The organism is Singulisphaera sp. GP187, from assembly GCF_900129635.1.
In the GTDB taxonomy this organism is placed as follows: Bacteria; Planctomycetota; Planctomycetia; order Isosphaerales; family Isosphaeraceae; genus Singulisphaera.
Genome location: NZ_FSRB01000002.1, coordinates 2490638 through 2509069, shown reverse-complemented (window position 1 = coordinate 2509069; position 18432 = coordinate 2490638). Strand labels below are relative to the sequence as shown.

The window sequence follows — 18432 nt, the reverse complement described above, 5'->3', positions numbered from 1 at the left end:
CCATTTCATGAAAACTTACCGATACGAATGGCGATGACTCAGGCGCTTCGGGCACAATAAAGATTGCCGAAGTCTTCGCGAGTGTCCGGATAGAGCGAGAGCAGCTCCTCGCTCGTGGTCAACTCGGTCGTTTCCCCTTCTTCATCGATCCGGAAGAGACCGAAACCTTGACGCTCAAGATCGTGAAGATAGGCTTCCGCCTCGATGCCGCTGCGGCGGAGACCGGCCGGCCAGAACTCGGTGATGATCTTGACATCGTGATGCTTACGGAGCAGTTGTTGCATGCCGCGGACGGCTCGGCCTTCGGATCCCTGAATGTCCATCTTGATGAAGTCAATTTTACCTTGGTACTCGGCAAAATGTTCATCGAGAGTCGTGGCCTGAATCGGAATGGCGGCCCGCTCGTCGTCGACGGACTCAAAAATCCGGTGGTCGCCCTTGTTATCGGGGCAGAGGTAGAGCGACAGGGGACCGGAGACCTCGGCCACCGCCTTGTTCACGAAAATGACGTTTTGGTAGCCATTCGCGCGGACGTTCTTCCTCAAGAGCCGGAAGTTCGTCGGGTCGGGTTCAAACGCATATACACGTCCCTGCTCACCCACCAGTCGAGCAAAGATCAAGGTGTAGTAGCCGATATTCGCGCCGATGTCGAGGACGACGTCTCCGGGTTTGACCGCGGACTCGATGAGCGTGGTCTCATAGGGTTCAAAGTAGCCGTCGCGAAGCAGCATCGGAGAAACGATCGAGTCAGTCGGATCGAGGAACATCTCGTGGCCGAACACGCGACTGCGCGACCGCAGCAGGTCGTCGATTTGATCGACCTTGCGAAGGGCGTCGTAGGCGCGATCGTGGGCGCCTTGGGCCGTATCGCCGATGTTCGAAAGCCGTTGCTCCGTGCGGAAGGCTGTGCCCGCCGCGTCCCGTGCGGACGCCTCGAGCCGATGCCCGAGCTCATCCCACCGCCTGCCGTTGAGATCATGATCGGTGGCCGTTCGTTGCTCGATCTGATCGACTCGTCCGGCAATGGAACTGAGCTCACGAAGGATCAGGTCGAGGCGGTGGTCCAGCTCAACCCAGCGATGGTCCGCGTTCGGTTGCCGCGCGGTCGTTCGCTGATCGAGTTCGTCGAGCCGTTGCCGCAGTCCCCCACGACGGACGAGCCATAAACTTCCTCGGATCGCCGATGCCAAAGAGTTCAGGCCGAGCATGAGACCTCTCCAATGGGGACAGACCGACCTACCGCGAGCCGGTCGGGGCCGCCGACGCGGTTCGCGAAGGCGTGGCGCCGCCTGATGCGGCTGCGTGCTTCAGCAGGATGCGACGCACTTCTTGAATCGCTTCGGGATCTTTCTGAACTCCGTGGTCGGATCGGACGATGAGCTCTGACTCAACGCCATCGAGGTGAGCGCTGCCGTAGTTCACTACGCTGTCGGTCGTCCGAACGACCCCACCGGGTTTCAAGGATCCAATGATCGAGTGATAAACGACATCGGAATGCGGCTTCATCATCAGAATGGCGTTGAGGATCGACGGAATGTTCGGCGAGATCGATTCCAAGGTCTCGATGCTCGTGGGCAGCCGGCGGAACTTGCGTTTGTCGAACGCGTCAGGATTCTCCTTGACCAGTTTCGCCAAGAGTTCATTGATATGATCGGAGTAGGAGATCAATCCCGAGCTGACGCGACCGACCAGACTTCGACTCAGATCCGAGCCACGGTGCGGTGTCGCCAGGAAGACGACGCGTTTCACGAACGGGAGCGGCTTGAAGAAGAAGTACCCTTGGAGCTCGTCGAGGACCTCTTTGGGGCCATCGATTTCCTTGAACGGGCGGTCGGTGTTCAGTTGCCAGAGCTTGTCTTCGCTGTCGAGCGTCATCACATGGCTGAGCAGTCCGCCCATGCTGTGACCGAGTAGAACCATTTGGTCGAAGGCAGGATCCGTACCGTTGGGGTTATACTTCCGTTCCGCTTCCCGAAGCGACTCGCGGAGCATGGCCGACGCGATCGGCACGGGAACGCCCGTCGGGTACATGTAGAGCATGAACTGATAGCGCTGCTGAACGTGCGGGTCGTTGAGCAACTCGTTGATCATTGGGATCCAGGCCAGCGGACTGGAGATCAGGCCATGGACCATCACGACCGGGATTTTGCCGGGTTCGTAGGGGCGGAGCAACATCAGGTTGGCGCGATCGAGGGCCTTGTCCGGGCGAAGCAGTCCGGTCCAGCGATAGCGATTCAGGTCGGTCCGCGACCACATATAGGCCAAGGGGGTACTGTAGTCGGACTCGACCGGGATCAACATCGGCGGGCAGACCGTCCTTGTCCGCACCGGATCCACCAGTTCAAGCGTGCACTCACGGACCGCGTTGGCATCGCTCGCCGTATCGCGGAGCCGCGATGTCGGCTTGAGGTAAGCCGTCAAGGGGAAGGTCATTTCCGGGGGATAAAACCGGGTTTCCTCTTGCGCGGGGCCGTCGGCCAGACGGACGCCGATCAAGGGAACGCCAAGGCCGTACTGGTACGTTTTCGAGATCAGGCCGTTCACCTCGTAGTCCGAGGCGAGGATGATCTTGTCGACGTCGTCGACGGCCCAGGCGGAATTCGCCAGCGAGACCCGGAACACCTGATCATGTCCGCGGATTTTGAGCTTGATCGAGCCTTCGGGGGTGATCGGTCCCACGGTTTGAGCGGCGCGGAGGATCTGTTCAAGTCCTGCGTTGTACAGATCCATCGCCGTTCGGAACCGGGGATCGGACCCGCGCTGGCCGTCGGGGCGGACGAGCTCGGGGTCAGTCAGAAAGTCATGGGCATACGCGACCGAATCGACATAGTAGTCGATGGCGGTCGCTTTTCGCCATTTTTCAAGACGACGGCCCTCGACCCAGCAGAGCTCGGCGAGCGCGTAGACCAGTTCCGGCTCGGGGCGCTCGCGGGCGAGCTTGACGAGACTGGACAGGGCCCGATCGGTGCCGAAGCGATACTGACGCGACAGATCGTAGCGTTTGATCGTATCGAGTGTCCGATCGGACGGTCGGTCGAGATTGGCCAGGTTACGAAACGAGGCCGAGTGCGCGCGGTCGCCGCGACTTGGCTGCACGGTGATGTCCGGCCATCCCACCAGGGTGGATGCGACGATCGCTAAGCAGGCAAGAGACATGGGCGGGTCACTCCATCGACCCCAGAGAATCTATCAAGGACGCCGACCCCATGGGCAGGCGCCCGCATGATACGACGGCTGATGAATCGGTCAAGCCGGGCTCGGACCCTCGTCATTCAGGTATTGCTCGATCACCTGATCGATCGGTCCGTCTCCGGCAACCTGACCACGCCGCATCCAAATTCCTCGTGTGCACATCTCGCGAAGTGCATTCATGTCGTGCGACACGATCACGACGACATTGGATCGGTCGAGGAGACCCATGATCCGCGCCTTCGCCTTTTCGACGAACGCTGCATCACCCGCCCCCAACGATTCGTCGATGAGCAGGATGTCGGGGTCAATTTCGGTCGCGATCGCAAACGCGAGGCGCATGAACATGCCGCTCGAATAATACTTGAGCGGTAAGTCGGCGAATTCGCGCAAGCCGGTGAACTCGAAGATCCCGTCGACCTTCTCGAGCATTTCCCGACGCTTGATGCCGAGCATCGCGCCGTTGAGCAGAATGTTGTCCATCCCCGAGAGTTCGGGGTTGAATCCTGCCCCCATTTCAATGAGAGGCGCGACCGTTCCGCGAATCCGGAGATTTCCGGAGGTGGGCGGATAGATCCGTGCCATCAGGCGGAGGAGCGTGCTCTTACCGGCGCCGTTCGACCCGACAATCCCGATCCGCTCGCCCTTGCCGATCCGAAGGTTCACCCCGCGCAACGCCCAGAATTCGGACGTCGGCATCGGCGCCTCACGGCGGAGGAGCAAGTCGAGAACCGCCCGCTTCAACGAGTAGGTTTTGTCAAAATAACTGACAAAGTTGAGCGAGACATCCTCGAGATCGACCAGGGCCTCGGTCACGGGGAGATGGCGATCCCACCGCAAAACGCGACTAGAGTCGGAAGACGAACTTGTCTTCATGACACTTGAATGCGACATAACCGATCCCCAGGCTGACCGTCGCAATGCCGGTAGCCGCCATGAATAAACTCGGGTCGGGCCATACCCCATCGCGGAGAATGACCTGAAATAGCTTGATGAACGGGTACGCCGGGTTGGCCCAAAGGCGCCAAGGAGGCAAATCTTTCGATTCGTAGATGATCGGCGTTACGAAATACCAGGCTTGCATGACGACGGACACCAGGTGTCCGCAATCGCGGAAGAAGGTATTGGTCGTGGCGACGATCAACCCCAAGCCAAACGTGAAGCCGGACAGAAGCAGAATCGCAACCGGAAGCAGCAGGAGCTGCGGGGTGAGCCGAACGCCCAGCGGCTTCATCAGGATGAACAGGGCCACCATCGAAAGCACGAACGTCGTCAGATTGATCAAGAGTCGCGTCAGTGGGAAGATCAACTTGGGCAGGAAGATCTTACGAATCAGCGCTTCATTATGAATAATTGAGAACGCTGAGTCGTTGACGGTTCCACTGAGAAAGTTCCAAGGAACCATCCCCGCGAACAGATAGATCGCGTAGTCCTCGCGCTTGATGGCGAACAGTTGCGAGAAGACGATCGTCAGCGTGGTCATCATCAAGATCGGATGGATCAGCGTCCAGAAGAATCCCAGCATCGAACGCTGGTAGCGGACGCGCAAATCTTGAACAACCATGTTCTGGACGACCGGCCAGAACCGGACGAGCTGTTGGTGATCATCAGTCACCCAGCCGATCCAACGACTCGGTCCTCGTGGCTTGTGTGGAGGAGGAAAGAACTCCACATGAGGGACCGAGGGACTTGTGCTAACATCCATGTTTATCACTTCATCCGATGGACGCCGCTGACTTCGACCGGGCAGCTTCCAGCCACACTCGGTCGAGCCTGCATCGGCGGGGCATCTTACGGTCCCCACCATTTTCGAGGAAGTCCAACCGACCGAGCCAAGGAAAACGAGCAGCCTAGACTGCCTGGTCCCCCCAGAGCGCGTTACCTTGGCCAAATGACCCACTCTTGCCAGGTGGACACCTGTTCTTTGACAGGGAGACTTCTTCATTATCGGTCAGTGACCGGATGGACTTCGCCCTTTCAACCGAAATTACCGGAAGAATGGGTTCAATCATCATCGGGGCGACGACTGAGCGAGCGGACCCCAATCCGTGACGCCATTCGCACCTTGGCATCGGTTGGGAGCCGACTGACGTAGGTGGATTTGAGGGCGTTGAGCCAGCGGACCTCGCGACCTTCGTAGCTGATGACCACGCGCGTGAGCAGGGGACCGGGGGTGGCCAAGGCCCGGGCGATGCCGGGCCCGACGTCGGGGTTCTGGCCAATTTCGTTGTACCCGAGGCCCACGCCTTGGGCGAATGCCGCATAGTTGATCCGCGCGATCTCGGTGGCGGTGGTACGGCGGTAAACCGGCTCCTGGAGCATCTGCATGTAGTGGTAAGCGCCGTCGTCGAGGACGAAGAACTTGACCGGCAAGCAGGCGCGGGCGGCCGTCGAGAGCTCCATGGCCGACATCAGGAAGCAGCCGTCCCCGGTGATCGAAACGACCTGGCGGTCGGGCCGGACGCGTTGCGCTCCGATCGCCGCGGGCAGGGCCCAGCCCATGCTCTGGTTGTTCGTGGGCGTGAAGTAGCGGCGCGGGCCCTGGACAGTGATCGCCTCGGAGGCCCAGTGGGTGGACGCGGTGACGTCCACGAAGATCAGCTCGTCAGGACCGAGTGCGCAGCGGAGCTGGGTCAAGAAATACATCGGATCGACGCCGCGGGTGATCTTGGGGACCGAGTTCTCGCGGTGGTCGACCTGCCGGATGTCCTGGATCTTCTTCCAGAGTGGAGGGCAGGCGGGGCGCTGGAGCGCCGGAGCATCGGCAAGCAAGCGGTCAAAGAATACTTGCGAGTCCGCGCAGAGTTTCACACAGGTGGGGACGTTGCGCCCGAGGTTGTTCGGGTTGGCGTCAACGTGGATCACGTTGTGGGGCGGGATCGCGTAATTGGCGGTCGAGACTTCGCTATAGCGCACGCCCACGGCCAGCACGAGGTCGACGTCCTTGAACGTTTTCTCGGCGGCTCGCGTCCCTTGCTTGCCGTATCCCCAGCCAACGGCCAGCGGATGGCCATCGGGGATACAACCCTTGCCACTGACCGAGGTCGCTACCGGGGCTTGAAGCATCTCCGCCACGGCGGCCAGCGCCGGGCCGGCGTCCATGCAGCCGAGCCCCGCGTAAATTCCCACCCGGCGGGATCGGTTCGAGAGGTGCCCGAGGACTTGACGATACGCGTTTTCGTCGAACGGAAGCGGACGCGGGGGAGGCGGGGCCTGGTCGTAGTCCCAGACGGCCGTGAAATGAGGGAATGAAATCATGATCCCCACGGGACCGGGTTCACCCGACCGTGCGATTTCGAACGCCTGGTAGATCGCCCCCGGGATTTCCGCCTGGTGATGAACCTCGATCAAGGCTTTGACGAGCGGGCGGAGCAGGGCGGTATTGGGGAGCGAGTGGACCTGGCCGAGCGGAGCGTCCGGTCCTTGGATCACGTCAGTGATGATGCCCACGATCGGCACGCTGTCGAGCAGCGCCTCGCCGATTCCGGTCATCGCGTTGGTCAGACCGGGGCCGGGAACAACGTTGAAGACCCCTGGCTGACCCGTGACTCGAGCGGCCGCGTCCGCCATGACGCTGGCCGACGACTCGTTGGTGACCAGAAGGTAGGGAACCCGGCGCGCTTTCAGAGCATCCCAGAACTCGTTGCTCTGAGCGCCTGGGATTCCGAAGACGCAGGCGACCCCCTCGCAGGCGAGGGCGGCCGCGGCGGCTTGGGCTCCGGTCATCCGACCGTGGACGCCTTGGCGTTTGACGTAACGGCCCACTTCGACGTGACCGGCAGCCACCGAGGTCGCCGCAGACGACGCCGTCGCGGCCCCGATTGCGCCGAGGACGCCCAGGGCTTCGCGTCGGCTCAGGTTGAGTGCCACGACGTTGCTCCTCCTTGCCCGTCAGAACTCGACCGCATCCGTGAATGGGTCCGGACCGCTCGCTCCCGAGCAGTCGGCCCTCGAGTTCCTATCGGCAGCCCGGCGCGACCGGCTTTGCCAAGGGATCACCGCCTTCGCGCAGTTCAACTGGCTTCGACGGAGCATGCGGCATTGCCGCCAATCCCCCCCCAATCGCTACCAAACTTCAGGTTCATCGGTACGGGGGTGACGACGTCGCTTCGCTACTCCGTGATTTGTCTGCCGCGGGTGAGCCACTGAAGTCGTTCCAGGAACAGGGGGGTAATGGTCGCCGGATTCTTTCTCAGTTCGCGAACGCACTCGAGCATAATCGGGCCTCGGTATTCGATCGCGTCGAGAGCGCGGCCCCAATCGTGCCAATCGATCGTGCCAAGCCCCGGGGGCTCGTGGGTGTCTTGTCGTCCGTTGTTATCATGGACGTGGGTTGTCCGGAGCCAACGACCGGCGGCCTTGGTCTCCGACTCCAGCGTGGCCGAGATGTGGGCATGCCCGGTGTCGAGCGCGACCGCGAGTTCCGGCTGGTTGAGCTCAGCCACCAAGTCGGTCAGATCGGCCATCCGGCTCCCGGGATGAACCCCGGGAGGCATATTCTCCACACAGATCAAGAGGCGGGTGCCGCGCGCATGTTCGGCCAGTTGCATGAGTCCGTCCGCAAGCGCGGCCCGTCGCCTGGCAACTTCTTCGGGGTTGGAGAGACCGCCGGGGTGGACGATCAGACAGGTTCCTCCCGCGTCCTGAAGCCAATCGAGGCACCGCTGCAGATCCTCAACCGACTCTCGCTGCCGGTCCGGATCGGGATTCCCGAGGTCAACGCGAGCGGCCCGGATCGACTGGCCGCCCCAGCAGCCGTGGGCGCTGTGGATCACCAGACCGGCGTCGGCCACCTGGACGCGGAGGGGGGTCGGGTCGGGCTCATTTCGCCACTCGGGAAAGATTTCGAGGACCTCGGCGCCGAGGCGGTGGGCCAGTTCCAGTTCGCTGGCAAAGGCGATCAGGTCGAATCCGTAGGCCACCATGGTCCCGAGCGGACGCCGGTACAATGATTCTATCGTCATGACAATGCGACCTTTGCGTCAACTTGAGAATGAATCCTCTTGTCCTCGGCCCAGCCTCCGGTCATGATAGCGGGAATCTTCGCGCCGGACCGGATCCAGCTTGTGGGGCAAGACGAGCACCGCTGAGAGGATCTGAGATGGTTACTGGTCGGTCCCTCCGGTTGCGGCGACCAGCCCGCGCCTATTATCGCCTGCCTTGGGAAAGGACGTTCTGGAATGCCGCCCGTTGCCCTGGTTGATCCCACGACGATTGATACCTCCCGTGTGCTCATCGATCGGGAAGGAATTCGTCTGGGCAACCCGCAACGGTTCGAGATGGAGCAGTTAACTGCGATCATCTCGTGCGACCCGGAACGACACCTGATCATCGGCTACAAGGACGTGGGGTTCGACGAGTTCTGGATTCGGGGCCACATGCCCGACTACGCATTGATGCCTGGCGTTTTGATCTGCGAGGCGGCGGCCCAGCTGTCGAGCTTCTACTGCCACTTCATCAACCTCATGGAAGGTGGCTTCCTCGGGTTCGGCGGCATGGAAGATGTCCGCTTCCGGGGGCAGGTTCGACCGGGTGACCGCCTGGTATTGGTCTCGCAATCCAAGAAAGTCAATCGACGTCAGACGATCTTCGAGACCCAGGGCTTCGTCGGCGCGAACATGGTCTACCACGGACGGATCATCGGGGTCCCACTGGCTGGCCGCGAAGTCAAATCTGCCGAAGTGAAACCGGCCAAGGAATGATCGTCGTTCCCGGGTGGGACCAGGCTTGGCCTCACCCCGATCGCGCGTGCCACGATCCCGACGGTCGTTCCTCGCCGCGTGCCCGGGTTTGATTTTCGGCTTGGGTCGGTCCGCAATCTCTATTCGTCGTCGCCCAGCGAGGGGGAGCCATTCGGGGCTCTCGGAGCATTGTGCCTCGACCCATTCCGAGAATCGTCTGGGGGGTGACCGGGCTACTGCTGGGTGCGGTCGTCTATCTAGGCAAGCCTGCGCTGGCGCGAGCGGGAGTGGCTACGGACTATGCATTCTGGACCTTCTTCGCGTTCTTGATGAGTGTCGTCGGCCTTCTGATCGTGCTTTTCTTGCTCGTAATGGTTCGGTCGCGGTATCAACGGATCGATCGAGCGATGCGGCTGGCGCGATCGGGACAGGTCGACGCGGCGATCTCTGATCTTCAACGACAGATCGAAACGCAGGGTCGGTCTCCACGACGCTCCGGAGCGGTTGGGGATTGCTACTTATTGCGGCAAGACTGGCGTGAGGCTTACATCCAGTTTCTCGAGGCCGAACAACTGGATGGTCGCGGTGGCCGCTACCTCGCGAAGCAAGCGTTTGCCCTCTGGAAGCTCGGACGCGGCCCGGAGGCCATCGAACTCCTGGAACGGGCGGCCCTGGTTGACCCGCGCAATCCTTCGCACGCCTGGACCGCCTGCTTGGTCTTGGCCGACCTGGGACGCGGCGAGGAGGCGCGCGATCAGCTCGAACGGGCGGAACGGCTCATCGAAGCCTGGATCCCACCGGGGACGGCCCGACGCCGCGCTCTCGAAGCGTCGCTCGAGGTCTGCCGGAACCGCCTGTCCGTGCCGCTCGAACCGCCGAATGATCCCGGTCGCCTCGGCTAAAGCTCGACTCCACTCATTCCCAACTTAGGATTGAACCCTTCGTTCCCACGAGGTTGCCAAGGTGTCGGAAACGTCTGAAGAATTGGGTGCACAAGAATCTGTTCCCGGACCTGTGCCGAAGAAGGAGCGTCCGAGATACCGGATGGCGGCCGACGCGATTCCGTACACGCTCGACTTGACCACCTGCGCGACGCCCGTCGATTGGTGTTCACTCTTTGGCAACGATCATCCGGTCGAGCTCGAGGTCGGTTCAGGGAAAGGGCTCTTCCTCGCCAATGCCGCGGCGCGTGATCCGAACTGCAATTTTCTCGGGATCGAAGTCGCTCGAAAATACGCGGCGCAAGCTGCGGAGCGGGTTGCCAAGCAACATTTGACGAACGTCAAAGTCCTCCCGGGCGATGCCCTCCTGTTCCTGGCCCGCTACGTGCCGCCCCAGAGCCTCCGAGTCGTTCACGTCTATTTCCCCGACCCTTGGTGGAAGAAGCGGCACAGGAAGCGTCGCGTCTTCAATGAGGGCCTCGTGGTCAGCATCGAACGAGGCCTCGTCCCCAACGGGGAGCTGTCGGTGGTCACCGACGTCGAGGAATACTTCGGCGTGATCTGCGAGTTGATGGCGTCGCACTCGCTCTTCGAGGATATCCCGATCCAGGAGCCGAAGACGCCCGAGCACGACCTGGATTACCTGACGAATTTCGAGCGGAAGTACCGAATCGAAGGTCGGCCGATCTATCGCAAGCTCTATCGCCTTCGCTAAGCGAAACGACTCACTCGGCTCTCCAACCAGAGAACCGAGTGAGTCGTGGCGGTGTCGATCGGAACCGCGGTCGGTGCTCAGGTCCTCGAGCGCGGCGTGCTCGCCGCGGCCATCTCGTAAGCACGCTTACCGCCAGCTCCCTTGGGTTGCGAGCCGCCCGCGATGTCGATCTGATAGAGTTTCTGACCCGCGGCACTCGGGTATTGGCCCGTGATGCAGGCGCGACAGAGCTGGTCGGAGGACATCGAAACCGCGCGTGCAATCGCCTCGACCGGAAGATAACGCAGGCTATCGGCGCCAAGCTCCTTGGCCATCCGGTCCTGGTCTTCAAGTGAGATTCGGCCATCCGGCGAATTAAGGAACTTGGTGGCGAAGAGCTCATCGCGTCGCGACATATCGATCCCGTAGAAGCAGGGAGCGATGATCGGCGGACAGGCCACGCGGAGATGGATCTCACGTGCACCGCCTCGGTCGCGGATTTCGTGGACCAAGGCCCGCATCGTGGTCGAGCGGACGATGCTATCCTCGACGAGGAGGACACGTTTGCCGGCGAGCACTTCCGGAAGCGGCGTGTACTTCAACCGCGCCTTGGCTGCCCGGTCCGCCGTGCCTTCAATAAAGGTTCGGCCCACGTAGCGATTACGCATCAGACCCTCGACCGACCGCACGCCGAGCGCAAACGCCATGGCGTCAGCCGCGGCTTTGGCGGTGTCGGGAACTGGCACGACGATCGTCTCGGGGTCGAGCGGGACATCTTCAAGTCGAGCGAGTTCCTCACCCAGGGTCGCCCGGCTCAGGTAGACCGAGCGGTCGTCCAAGGTGCTCGCGACGTTGGCAAAGTAGATCCATTCGAAGAAGCAGTGAGCGCGACGCGGCGAGGCGGCAAACCGCTCGATCCGAACCCCACTCCGGTTGGCGATCACCATCGTCCCTGGTTCAAGGGAGCGAATGTTCTGGAATCCGAGGTTCGCCAGCGGCGAGCTTTCACTGGCCGCTGCGAACAGCGGGCCGTTCTCGGCGATGCAGAGCGGACGGAAGCCGAGGGGATCGCGGGCGACGATCAGGTCGCCCTTGGCCGAGAGCAGCACGATGTTGTAGGCGCCGTCGAGCCGATCGGCCAGCCGACTGAAAACCCCTTGCCAATCGGTCTCGAGACCCTCACCTTGGAGCTCATGACTGAGCAGGTGCATCAGGATCTCGGTATCGGTATCTCGCTTGAGGTGATAGTCGCCTTGATCGAGGAGTTCCTGCTTGAGCTCTTGGTAGTTGGCGAGTTGCCCGTTGAACGCGAACGCGAACCACTTGGCCATTCGGCCATGTTCGCGTTCGAACGGTTGAGCATAGCTCCGATCCGCGCCACCACAGGTGGCGTAGCGCACGTGGCCGATCGCGGCGAGACCATCTTGGCCGCGCATGATCGCCTCAAATTTCGCCTTGTGATTCAGGCGAAACGCCTCGGCCACCGTTCCGACTTCCTTGTGCGTTTTGAGCAGGGCGGTGCGCCCGGGGTGAAAACTGCTCATTCCCGCTGCGAGCTGACCCCGGTTCTGCATATCCAAGAGCATCCGCGGAATCATCCGCGTCACGCTGTTGGGATCTCCCGAGATCGGTGCGAGCGTGGAGACGGTCGGACCGGCAGCGTGGTAGACGGCTGCCACGCCGCACTCGTGATTCAGTTCGCCCATGAGCTTGGATGGTTCCCGTTGACCAGCCCCCGCCCTTGTCGTAAGTGGGGGGCGCAACAAAAGGGAATGAGACGCGGGGCCCCGTTGGCTCGTTCACGCAGTTGATCTAGGGCCGGTAATGAGACTTTATTATAATGGCACTCGCCTCTGAAGACAACCTTCACTCAATCGACTTGGGTCGTTCATCTCCCGTTCAAACCGTGCGGAAACCGACGTAAATCGAGGCCAAGCTTTGCCATAAGCACGGACGTTTATGGATGGAAGACGGCGTCATCGCTCTAGTTACAATAGACCCCAACTTCACTTGCGTTAGAGACTCGATTCATGGCGATGGTACGTGACCTGGTTCGCGATGATGTGGTTCTCTCGGCACAAACCTGGGTCGTCAAGGTCGGCACCAGCGTTTTGACAGACCCGAGCGGCAGGCTCGACCCGGCGCGGATCGGCCACCTGGCCGAGCAGCTTTGCGCGGTCATGGCCACCGGCCGCAAAGTGGCGCTGGTGAGTTCAGGGGCCGTCGGAGCCGGGCTGGGGCAGCTCAATCTGACGCGTCGTCCCGAGAATCTGCCGCAACTCCAGGCCGCGGCGGCCGTGGGGCAATCTTACCTCATTCGGGCGTATGATGAAGGGCTTCGCCGTCACGGACGGCACGCCGCGCAGCTCTTGTTGACCCACGAGGATTTCGACAGTCGCGCCCGCTACCTGAACATGAGGAATACGCTCACGGCCTTGTTCGACTGGAACGCCGTCCCGATCATCAACGAGAACGACACGATCAGCGTCGCCGAGATCAAGTTCGGCGACAACGACCGACTCGCGGCCATGGTCACCAACTTGCTCCAGGCCCCGCTGCTCGTGATCTTGAGCGTGGTCGACGGGCTTTATCCCACCGATCCCGGCACCGGCGAAATTGGCGGAGAACCGATTCCGCTCGTGGTGAATCTCGACGAAGAGACGTTTGGACGGGCGGGGACGAGCCGGAGTACGCTCGGCACCGGAGGGATGCGCAGCAAGCTCGAGGCCGCGCGCCTGGTCACCCACGCCGGAGGCTCGGTCATCATCGCCTCCGGCCAGAAAGCGGATCCTCTGACCCGGATCATGGCGGGAGAAGCCGTGGGGTCGCTCTTTCTCGCCCGCGGTTCGACGCAGGCCGCTCGCAAGCGTTGGATCGGCTTGACCGCCCGACCTAAAGGCCATTACGTCGTGGACACCGGAGCCCGACATGCGCTCGAGTCAGGTTCGCGGAGCTTGCTGGCCATCGGAGTCGTCGAAGTGGTCGGCGAATTCGACAAAGGCGACGTGGTGGGGATCCGCGATGATCAAGGCCAGGAGTTCGCTCGCGGACTCACGAACTACGCGACCACCGAGGCTCGCTTGATCCGGGGCTTGCGTACGGAACAAGCACGACAAACGCTCGAGGAAGCACTCTATGACGAGGTCATCCATAAGGACAACCTCGTCCTGATCCTTTAATCCCAAGACCATCCGCGCTCCGCTCGCGAGCCTGGCTCAGGGGAGGGGAACGTCGGTGAACTCGAAGTTCACGTCCGTGACGGCCCGGACCATCGCATAGTAGCGAATTTCGGTGGCTGCACCCTGCTCTTGGGGCGTGAGGGTCAAGGTCATCCGCGACCCTTCCGCGTCGTTGGTCAAATACCAAGGAATCAGTTTCCCTTGGCCATCGACGACCTCGAGCTGCTGCTGGCTCGTCTCGCTCCGCCGGCCCATCGCGGTCGGTAGCGCCGCCAGCAGGTCCGCCTCCCCCCCGGAAGTTCGGTTCGTTCGGACGGCGATCTGGATATTCGTTTGATTCGTATTCGGATTGACTCGAATCTCCTGGACTTCGACCGTCGCCTCGTCATTACGGAATGACTTGCCGCTCGATCCGCTCAAGGGAACGACCAGCGGATTTCCCTTTCGGGTCGCGACGACGACAGGCAAGACGCCCCGGAGCCGCTTGATCTCTTGGCCGGGTTGCTCGGGACGCCGTAGCGGGGCCTGTAGATGTAAATTGGGTCCGGCGGTCAGACCGAAGTAGGCCGATTGGCGTTGAAGGGTCTGTGCGTTATTTTCGGGGATCAGGAGCGATTGGCCGCGCTCGTCGATCGCCTCGACGAGCTTGAGCGGTCCGTTCTGGCTGACCGAGAGCCTGGGCTCGGCGGCCACCTGGATCTGGGCGTAGAACTCTTCGTTCACGGTGTAGCCGGGTCGCTTCGGATCCACCGGGTTGGGGGGTAAGCCAACCCGGTTCGATGGCAGTGGCTGACCCGTCGGGAAGAACTGGACGTGGCGCTGATAGTGGAGTCCGACGAGGTTCACACGGAACGGGCCGTGATCCGACATCGGTCCGGCGGGGCGGCCCGCTCCCGAGAAGAGCGGAAAAACCGGTTCGCGGGCATTCGGCATGCCGTGCATGCCGAAGTTGTATTGCAACTGACCCGCGTCGCAGAGCCGATCCAACGCCTTCCAGAACGGCAGAGGCGCAGACTCCTGGAGCGTGATCCGTTTCTGTTGTAGAGCAGGGGGCTGTTCCGGGTAAATCGCCATTTTGATGCCAGCCTGATCGCTGAAGGAACGGACGACCTCGGCGATGGGCTGATCGTGGAAATCGAGTGCCACCATGGTCGGCTTCGTCAGCAAGGCCCCTTCAATTTTGGTGATCAGGCTTGAGGCTCGAGCTCGGATCTCCGGGTCCTTCACGTCCCTGGCGGTTTGAAGCGCCGGGAGTGCGGTACGCCCGAGCCGCTCCAGTGCCGCGGCGGCCGCTTCCCGCTGTGCGTAACGTGCGGAACCCAATTGGGTGACGAGGACCATCGGATCGGACGCGGGGACTTGGCCGACCAAGACGGCGAACGCGAGATACGCACCAATCATCAGAGACTCCCCAGATTGGCCCATCCATGGTGAGGCGAGCCCGGCGGCGAAACCAGGCAGAAGAACGCGATCGACCCTTGCCGCGATCTCACCATCATATCCCATTCCCGCCCTGTTTCCACCGTCTTGCCCTGGGTTTGTGGCAACCAACCAAATGGGCTCTTCCCCGGTTCCCAATCCACCGGAATTCCGTCGCACGGCCCGCGAAACGGATTCGACCCGCAAAGAGTGCGGATCGTGAAGCGGAAATCACCAACCGGACTTCAGCGCAACGGAGCCGGCTTCCGATCAAGTGCAAGAGGGACGCAGCGATCCAAAGTTGAGACAGGCGGTCGAGTTAACCACCATGGGCCCCGTTCGTCTCAGCTGGGCGCTTGGCCAGCCGATGCAGTCGCTTTTCTTCCAGAACGAATGGGTTCACCATCTCCCAATCGGACGGTGAGGGCCATGTTCGGCGAGCTTCGGTGTGTTAGAATGAAAGATGGGTCGGCGCGCCTGTTGCCCATCGATCCTTCCGATGACATGGGAAGTCGGGGGCCTCTTTGAATCAAAGGAGTGGCCGATGTTGGTGCAACGAGCTCTAGATTTCCGGCGTCTCGCGAGTGCTGGCCTGTTCGTCCTGACCTCCATGGGCTGGACTGGACTCGCGAACGCCCAGGATCACACCGCCGATCCCTACAAACCGTACAATCAGCAATACGAACAGTTCGTCTACCCAAGTTATCCGTCGGGCTATGGACTCACCCCCAACCAGAACCTGCTGGAACGGGGCGGATACGCTGGGCCTAACCAGTTTCAGCGGTTCCTGGAATCCGACTCGACGATCGGCGACGATTTCGGCACGGGGCGAAGGCGGACCGGGCCGGGCGTCCCTTATTATTCAGCCTACCGCCAATATGACAAAGATTACGGGCGGATTTACCAGCCCAATCAGGAAAGTGATCGCACCTTCCACGAAGACCAGCGGTCGCGACACGAGAAGTATATGGCCTATTTGAAGGAGAAGGACCCGCGCAAGCGCGCCGAGCTCTATCGAGCCTACACCAAGGACGCCAACAAAGTTTCCCGCGACCTCGCCACTTCTCGTGTTAGGACCGGACGAGAACCAAACCCCGAGGCCTCGGAGGCGACGAAGATCGAGGCCAGAGCGTCGTCGGCCACCAGTGCGCGACGAAGAAGTGCGACCCCACCCTCCGGCGCGGCGTCGGGTCGGTCACCGCTCTTCGGCGGAACCAGGGAGACGCCGAAACGACCCAAGTCCCCCACGGAAATCCTCCGTGAGAGCCAGGAGCTCGACTCCTCCAATCGACTGACGGCTCCCGGACTGGCACCCCGATCGGGCGTTTCCAAGCCCAAGTAATCACGCACACTTTTCCAGATCTATCTGGATGGATTGGTTGTTCGTTCGCACGCAAAACACCGAAAAAACGGAGCGATAAATCGGGGGAGACGAGGACTGAATCCAGTCCCCCCTTGTTATCTCGATCATCTTGCGTATGATCGTTGACGTCTCCCCTGTTGGTCCCAGCTTTCGAGCTGGGATTTTTTTAGTTCGACTTTGTGAACAGTTTCACAAAGCACGAAACGCATGTGAGGCGGGCCGGGCGGTCTCGCGACAGATGGGTATAGAATTCACGCCGATATTTCTGTTGATTTTGGTCGGGATTTCCGTAGCGGTCGGCATGACCACCGCCAGCGCGATCCTTGGCCCGAAGAGGAAGACGGCCGTCAAGCAGATGCCCTACGAGTCGGGCATGGATCCGATCGGGGATGCCCGGCAACGGTTCGACGTCCGTTACTACCTCGTGGCCATTGTGTTCCTCTTGTTTGACGTGGAACTGCTCTTCCTCTATCCGTGGGCAGTCGCTCAGTGGAGTGCGGGCCCGACGGTGGCGGCAGCCGCCGCGGTGCCTGACGCAGCGGCGGGTGCTCCGGCCCTCCTGGTCACCGCCGTGGCGGGGATCCCTCCTGTCTTCCGCAACCTCGTTTTCGGCGAGATCCTCGTCTTTGTCGCGATCCTGGCCGCGGGGTTCGCTTACGCTTGGCGGAAGGGGGTGTTCGAGTGGCGATAAGCTCAAACGACGAGACGAGCGTGCCGATCACCCTTTCGGGTGCCACCGGTTCGGCGGTCTCGATTCAGCCGGCCGGCAAAGTCGAAGTTCCCGAGAACACGATCGTGACCACGCTCGATTCGGTGGTGAACTACTGCCGGAAGTACAGCCTCTGGCCGATGCCGTTTGCGACCGCCTGCTGCGGCATCGAACTGATGGCCGTGGGCGCGAGCCGGTTCGACCTCGCCCGGTTTGGGGCTGAGGTCATGCGGTTTACCCCGAGGCAGTGCGATCTGATGATCGTCGCGGGCCGCGTGGCGATGAAGATGATGCCGGTCCTGCAACGGATCTGGCTCCAGATGCCGGAACCGAAGTGGTGCATCAGCATGGGCGCCTGTGCCTCGACGGGGGGCATCTTCGACACCTATGCGGTCGTTCAGGGGATCGATCGGTTTATCCCGGTTGATATCTACATCCCCGGGTGTCCGCCCCGTCCCGAACAAATTCTTCGGGCGGTGATCGACCTCCAAGAAAAAATTCAGCGTGGGGGTTCGCTCGCGGGCTTGGGTCTGCCAGAGCTGCTCGAGCGCGAAAAGATGATCGAAGAACGCCGCGACGTTCCTGCGGGTTACTCGGTGACCGGGGAACGTGGTGACGAAGATCGATTTGGCTACCGGCTTCCCGGCGGACCTGGTCTGCTCGGCTCTGACGATACCAAGTGATTCGCGAATTTGAGTGGGAGTGAGCCGACGACCATGAGCACCGAGACAACGACGCCCGTTGATCCTCACGCAGCCACCTTGGCCACCCTCACGGGCCTATTTGGCGAAGGGGTTTTCAGCCTCACGCGGTTCCGAGACAACTTCCGTCTCTACGTTCCCGCGGATCGGCTGGTCGACCTGCTTCGTGCCCTCAAGGATCGCTGCGGGTTCGCCATGCTTTCGGAGCTGGGTGGGGCGGATTATCTCGGCTATCCCGGGCGGACCGGACCGCGTTTCGAGGTTCATTACGTGGTGAGAAACCTCGAAACGGCCGAGTTTCTGGTCGTGAAGGTCGCTCTCGACGACCCCGAACCCACGCTTCCTTCGGTGGTGCCCCTGTGGTTGGGCGCGGACTGGATGGAACGTGAAGTGTTCGACATGTACGGGATCAAGTTCGCGGGACACCCCGACCTGCGTCGCATCTTGATGCCCGACGAGTTCACGGCGTTCCCGCTGCGGAAAGATTATCCGTTGCGTGGACGCGGCGAACGTCACAACTTCCCGCGCCTGACGCGCGGAGAGTCTTGAGGACCCG

At 61.5% G+C, this 18432-nt stretch carries 16 protein-coding genes; 8 read left to right on the top strand and 8 right to left on the bottom strand.

The annotated features are described in order from the left end of the window. Positions 1-38 precede the first annotated feature (38 nt). From BUS42_RS34115 to BUS42_RS34090, 6 genes are all read right to left on the bottom strand, one after another. Positions 39-1208 carry an FkbM family methyltransferase gene (locus tag BUS42_RS34115; RefSeq protein ID WP_074314588.1) on the bottom strand — a complete coding sequence of 390 codons (1170 nt, stop codon included), beginning with the start codon at positions 1206-1208 and terminating at the stop codon, positions 39-41. A gap of 28 nt (positions 1209-1236) precedes the next feature. Continuing rightward, entirely contained in the window at positions 1237-3156 is a 1920-nt protein-coding gene (locus tag BUS42_RS34110) for an esterase/lipase family protein (protein WP_074314586.1), read from the bottom strand. Positions 3157-3246: 90 nt separating this feature from the next. Further along, positions 3247-4083: an ABC transporter ATP-binding protein gene (locus BUS42_RS34105; protein WP_083671133.1), complete on the bottom strand. Its 837-nt coding sequence runs from the start codon at positions 4081-4083 to the stop codon at positions 3247-3249. Continuing rightward, complete coding sequence (locus tag BUS42_RS34100; RefSeq protein ID WP_254053976.1) at positions 4037-4804, bottom strand: ABC transporter permease; 768 nt, start codon at positions 4802-4804, stop codon at positions 4037-4039. The genes BUS42_RS34105 and BUS42_RS34100 overlap by 47 nt, the downstream gene beginning before the upstream one ends. Positions 4805-5193: 389 nt before the next feature. Then, entirely contained in the window at positions 5194-7059 is a 1866-nt protein-coding gene (locus tag BUS42_RS34095) for a thiamine pyrophosphate-binding protein (protein ID WP_074314579.1), read from the bottom strand. A gap of 242 nt (positions 7060-7301) precedes the next feature. Then, positions 7302-8153 carry a sugar phosphate isomerase/epimerase family protein gene (locus BUS42_RS34090; protein WP_074314577.1) on the bottom strand — a complete coding sequence of 284 codons (852 nt, stop codon included), beginning with the start codon at positions 8151-8153 and terminating at the stop codon, positions 7302-7304. Between the two features lie 216 nt (positions 8154-8369). Here BUS42_RS34090 and BUS42_RS34085 point away from each other — a divergent pair, with 216 nt between their 5' ends. The 3 genes from BUS42_RS34085 (at position 8370) to trmB (ending at position 10526) form a co-directional block, all read left to right on the top strand. Continuing rightward, on the top strand, positions 8370-8891 hold the full coding sequence (locus BUS42_RS34085; protein ID WP_074314575.1) for a 3-hydroxyacyl-ACP dehydratase FabZ family protein: 522 nt from the start codon (positions 8370-8372) through the stop codon (positions 8889-8891). Between the two features lie 170 nt (positions 8892-9061). Further along, positions 9062-9772: a tetratricopeptide repeat protein gene (locus BUS42_RS34080; protein ID WP_216821110.1), complete on the top strand. Its 711-nt coding sequence runs from the start codon at positions 9062-9064 to the stop codon at positions 9770-9772. A 142-nt stretch (positions 9773-9914) separates the two neighbouring features. Next, a complete protein-coding gene (trmB, locus tag BUS42_RS34075) occupies positions 9915-10526 on the top strand; it encodes a tRNA (guanosine(46)-N7)-methyltransferase TrmB (protein ID WP_074314573.1) in 612 nt (203 codons plus the stop codon). Positions 10527-10603: 77 nt separating this feature from the next. On the opposite strand, the gene BUS42_RS34070 is transcribed toward trmB, so the two are convergent. Next, a complete protein-coding gene (locus tag BUS42_RS34070; RefSeq protein ID WP_074314571.1) occupies positions 10604-12211 on the bottom strand; it encodes an amidophosphoribosyltransferase in 1608 nt (535 codons plus the stop codon). A 324-nt stretch (positions 12212-12535) separates the two neighbouring features. Here BUS42_RS34070 and proB point away from each other — a divergent pair, with 324 nt between their 5' ends. Further along, positions 12536-13684 carry a glutamate 5-kinase gene (gene proB, locus BUS42_RS34065; protein WP_074314570.1) on the top strand — a complete coding sequence of 383 codons (1149 nt, stop codon included), beginning with the start codon at positions 12536-12538 and terminating at the stop codon, positions 13682-13684. A 36-nt stretch (positions 13685-13720) separates the two neighbouring features. Here the strand turns inward: proB and BUS42_RS34060 are convergent, their stop codons facing one another. Beyond that, complete coding sequence (locus BUS42_RS34060) at positions 13721-15085, bottom strand: hypothetical protein (RefSeq protein WP_254053975.1); 1365 nt, start codon at positions 15083-15085, stop codon at positions 13721-13723. 562 nt (positions 15086-15647) lie between these two features. Between BUS42_RS34060 and BUS42_RS34055 the strand changes: the two genes are divergently transcribed. The 4 genes from BUS42_RS34055 (at position 15648) to BUS42_RS34040 (ending at position 18425) form a co-directional block, all read left to right on the top strand. Next, positions 15648-16445: a hypothetical protein gene (locus tag BUS42_RS34055; RefSeq protein ID WP_074314567.1), complete on the top strand. Its 798-nt coding sequence runs from the start codon at positions 15648-15650 to the stop codon at positions 16443-16445. 322 nt (positions 16446-16767) lie between these two features. After that, on the top strand, positions 16768-17157 hold the full coding sequence (locus BUS42_RS34050; protein ID WP_315850748.1) for an NADH-quinone oxidoreductase subunit A: 390 nt from the start codon (positions 16768-16770) through the stop codon (positions 17155-17157). A 62-nt stretch (positions 17158-17219) separates the two neighbouring features. Then, the gene (locus BUS42_RS34045; protein WP_410001730.1) at positions 17220-17858 is read left to right on the top strand and encodes an NADH-quinone oxidoreductase subunit B; all 639 of its coding nucleotides are present in this window, start codon (positions 17220-17222) and stop codon (positions 17856-17858) included. Positions 17859-17891: 33 nt separating this feature from the next. Next, complete coding sequence (locus BUS42_RS34040) at positions 17892-18425, top strand: NADH-quinone oxidoreductase subunit C (RefSeq protein WP_074314562.1); 534 nt, start codon at positions 17892-17894, stop codon at positions 18423-18425. The last annotated feature ends 7 nt before the right edge of the window (positions 18426-18432 follow it).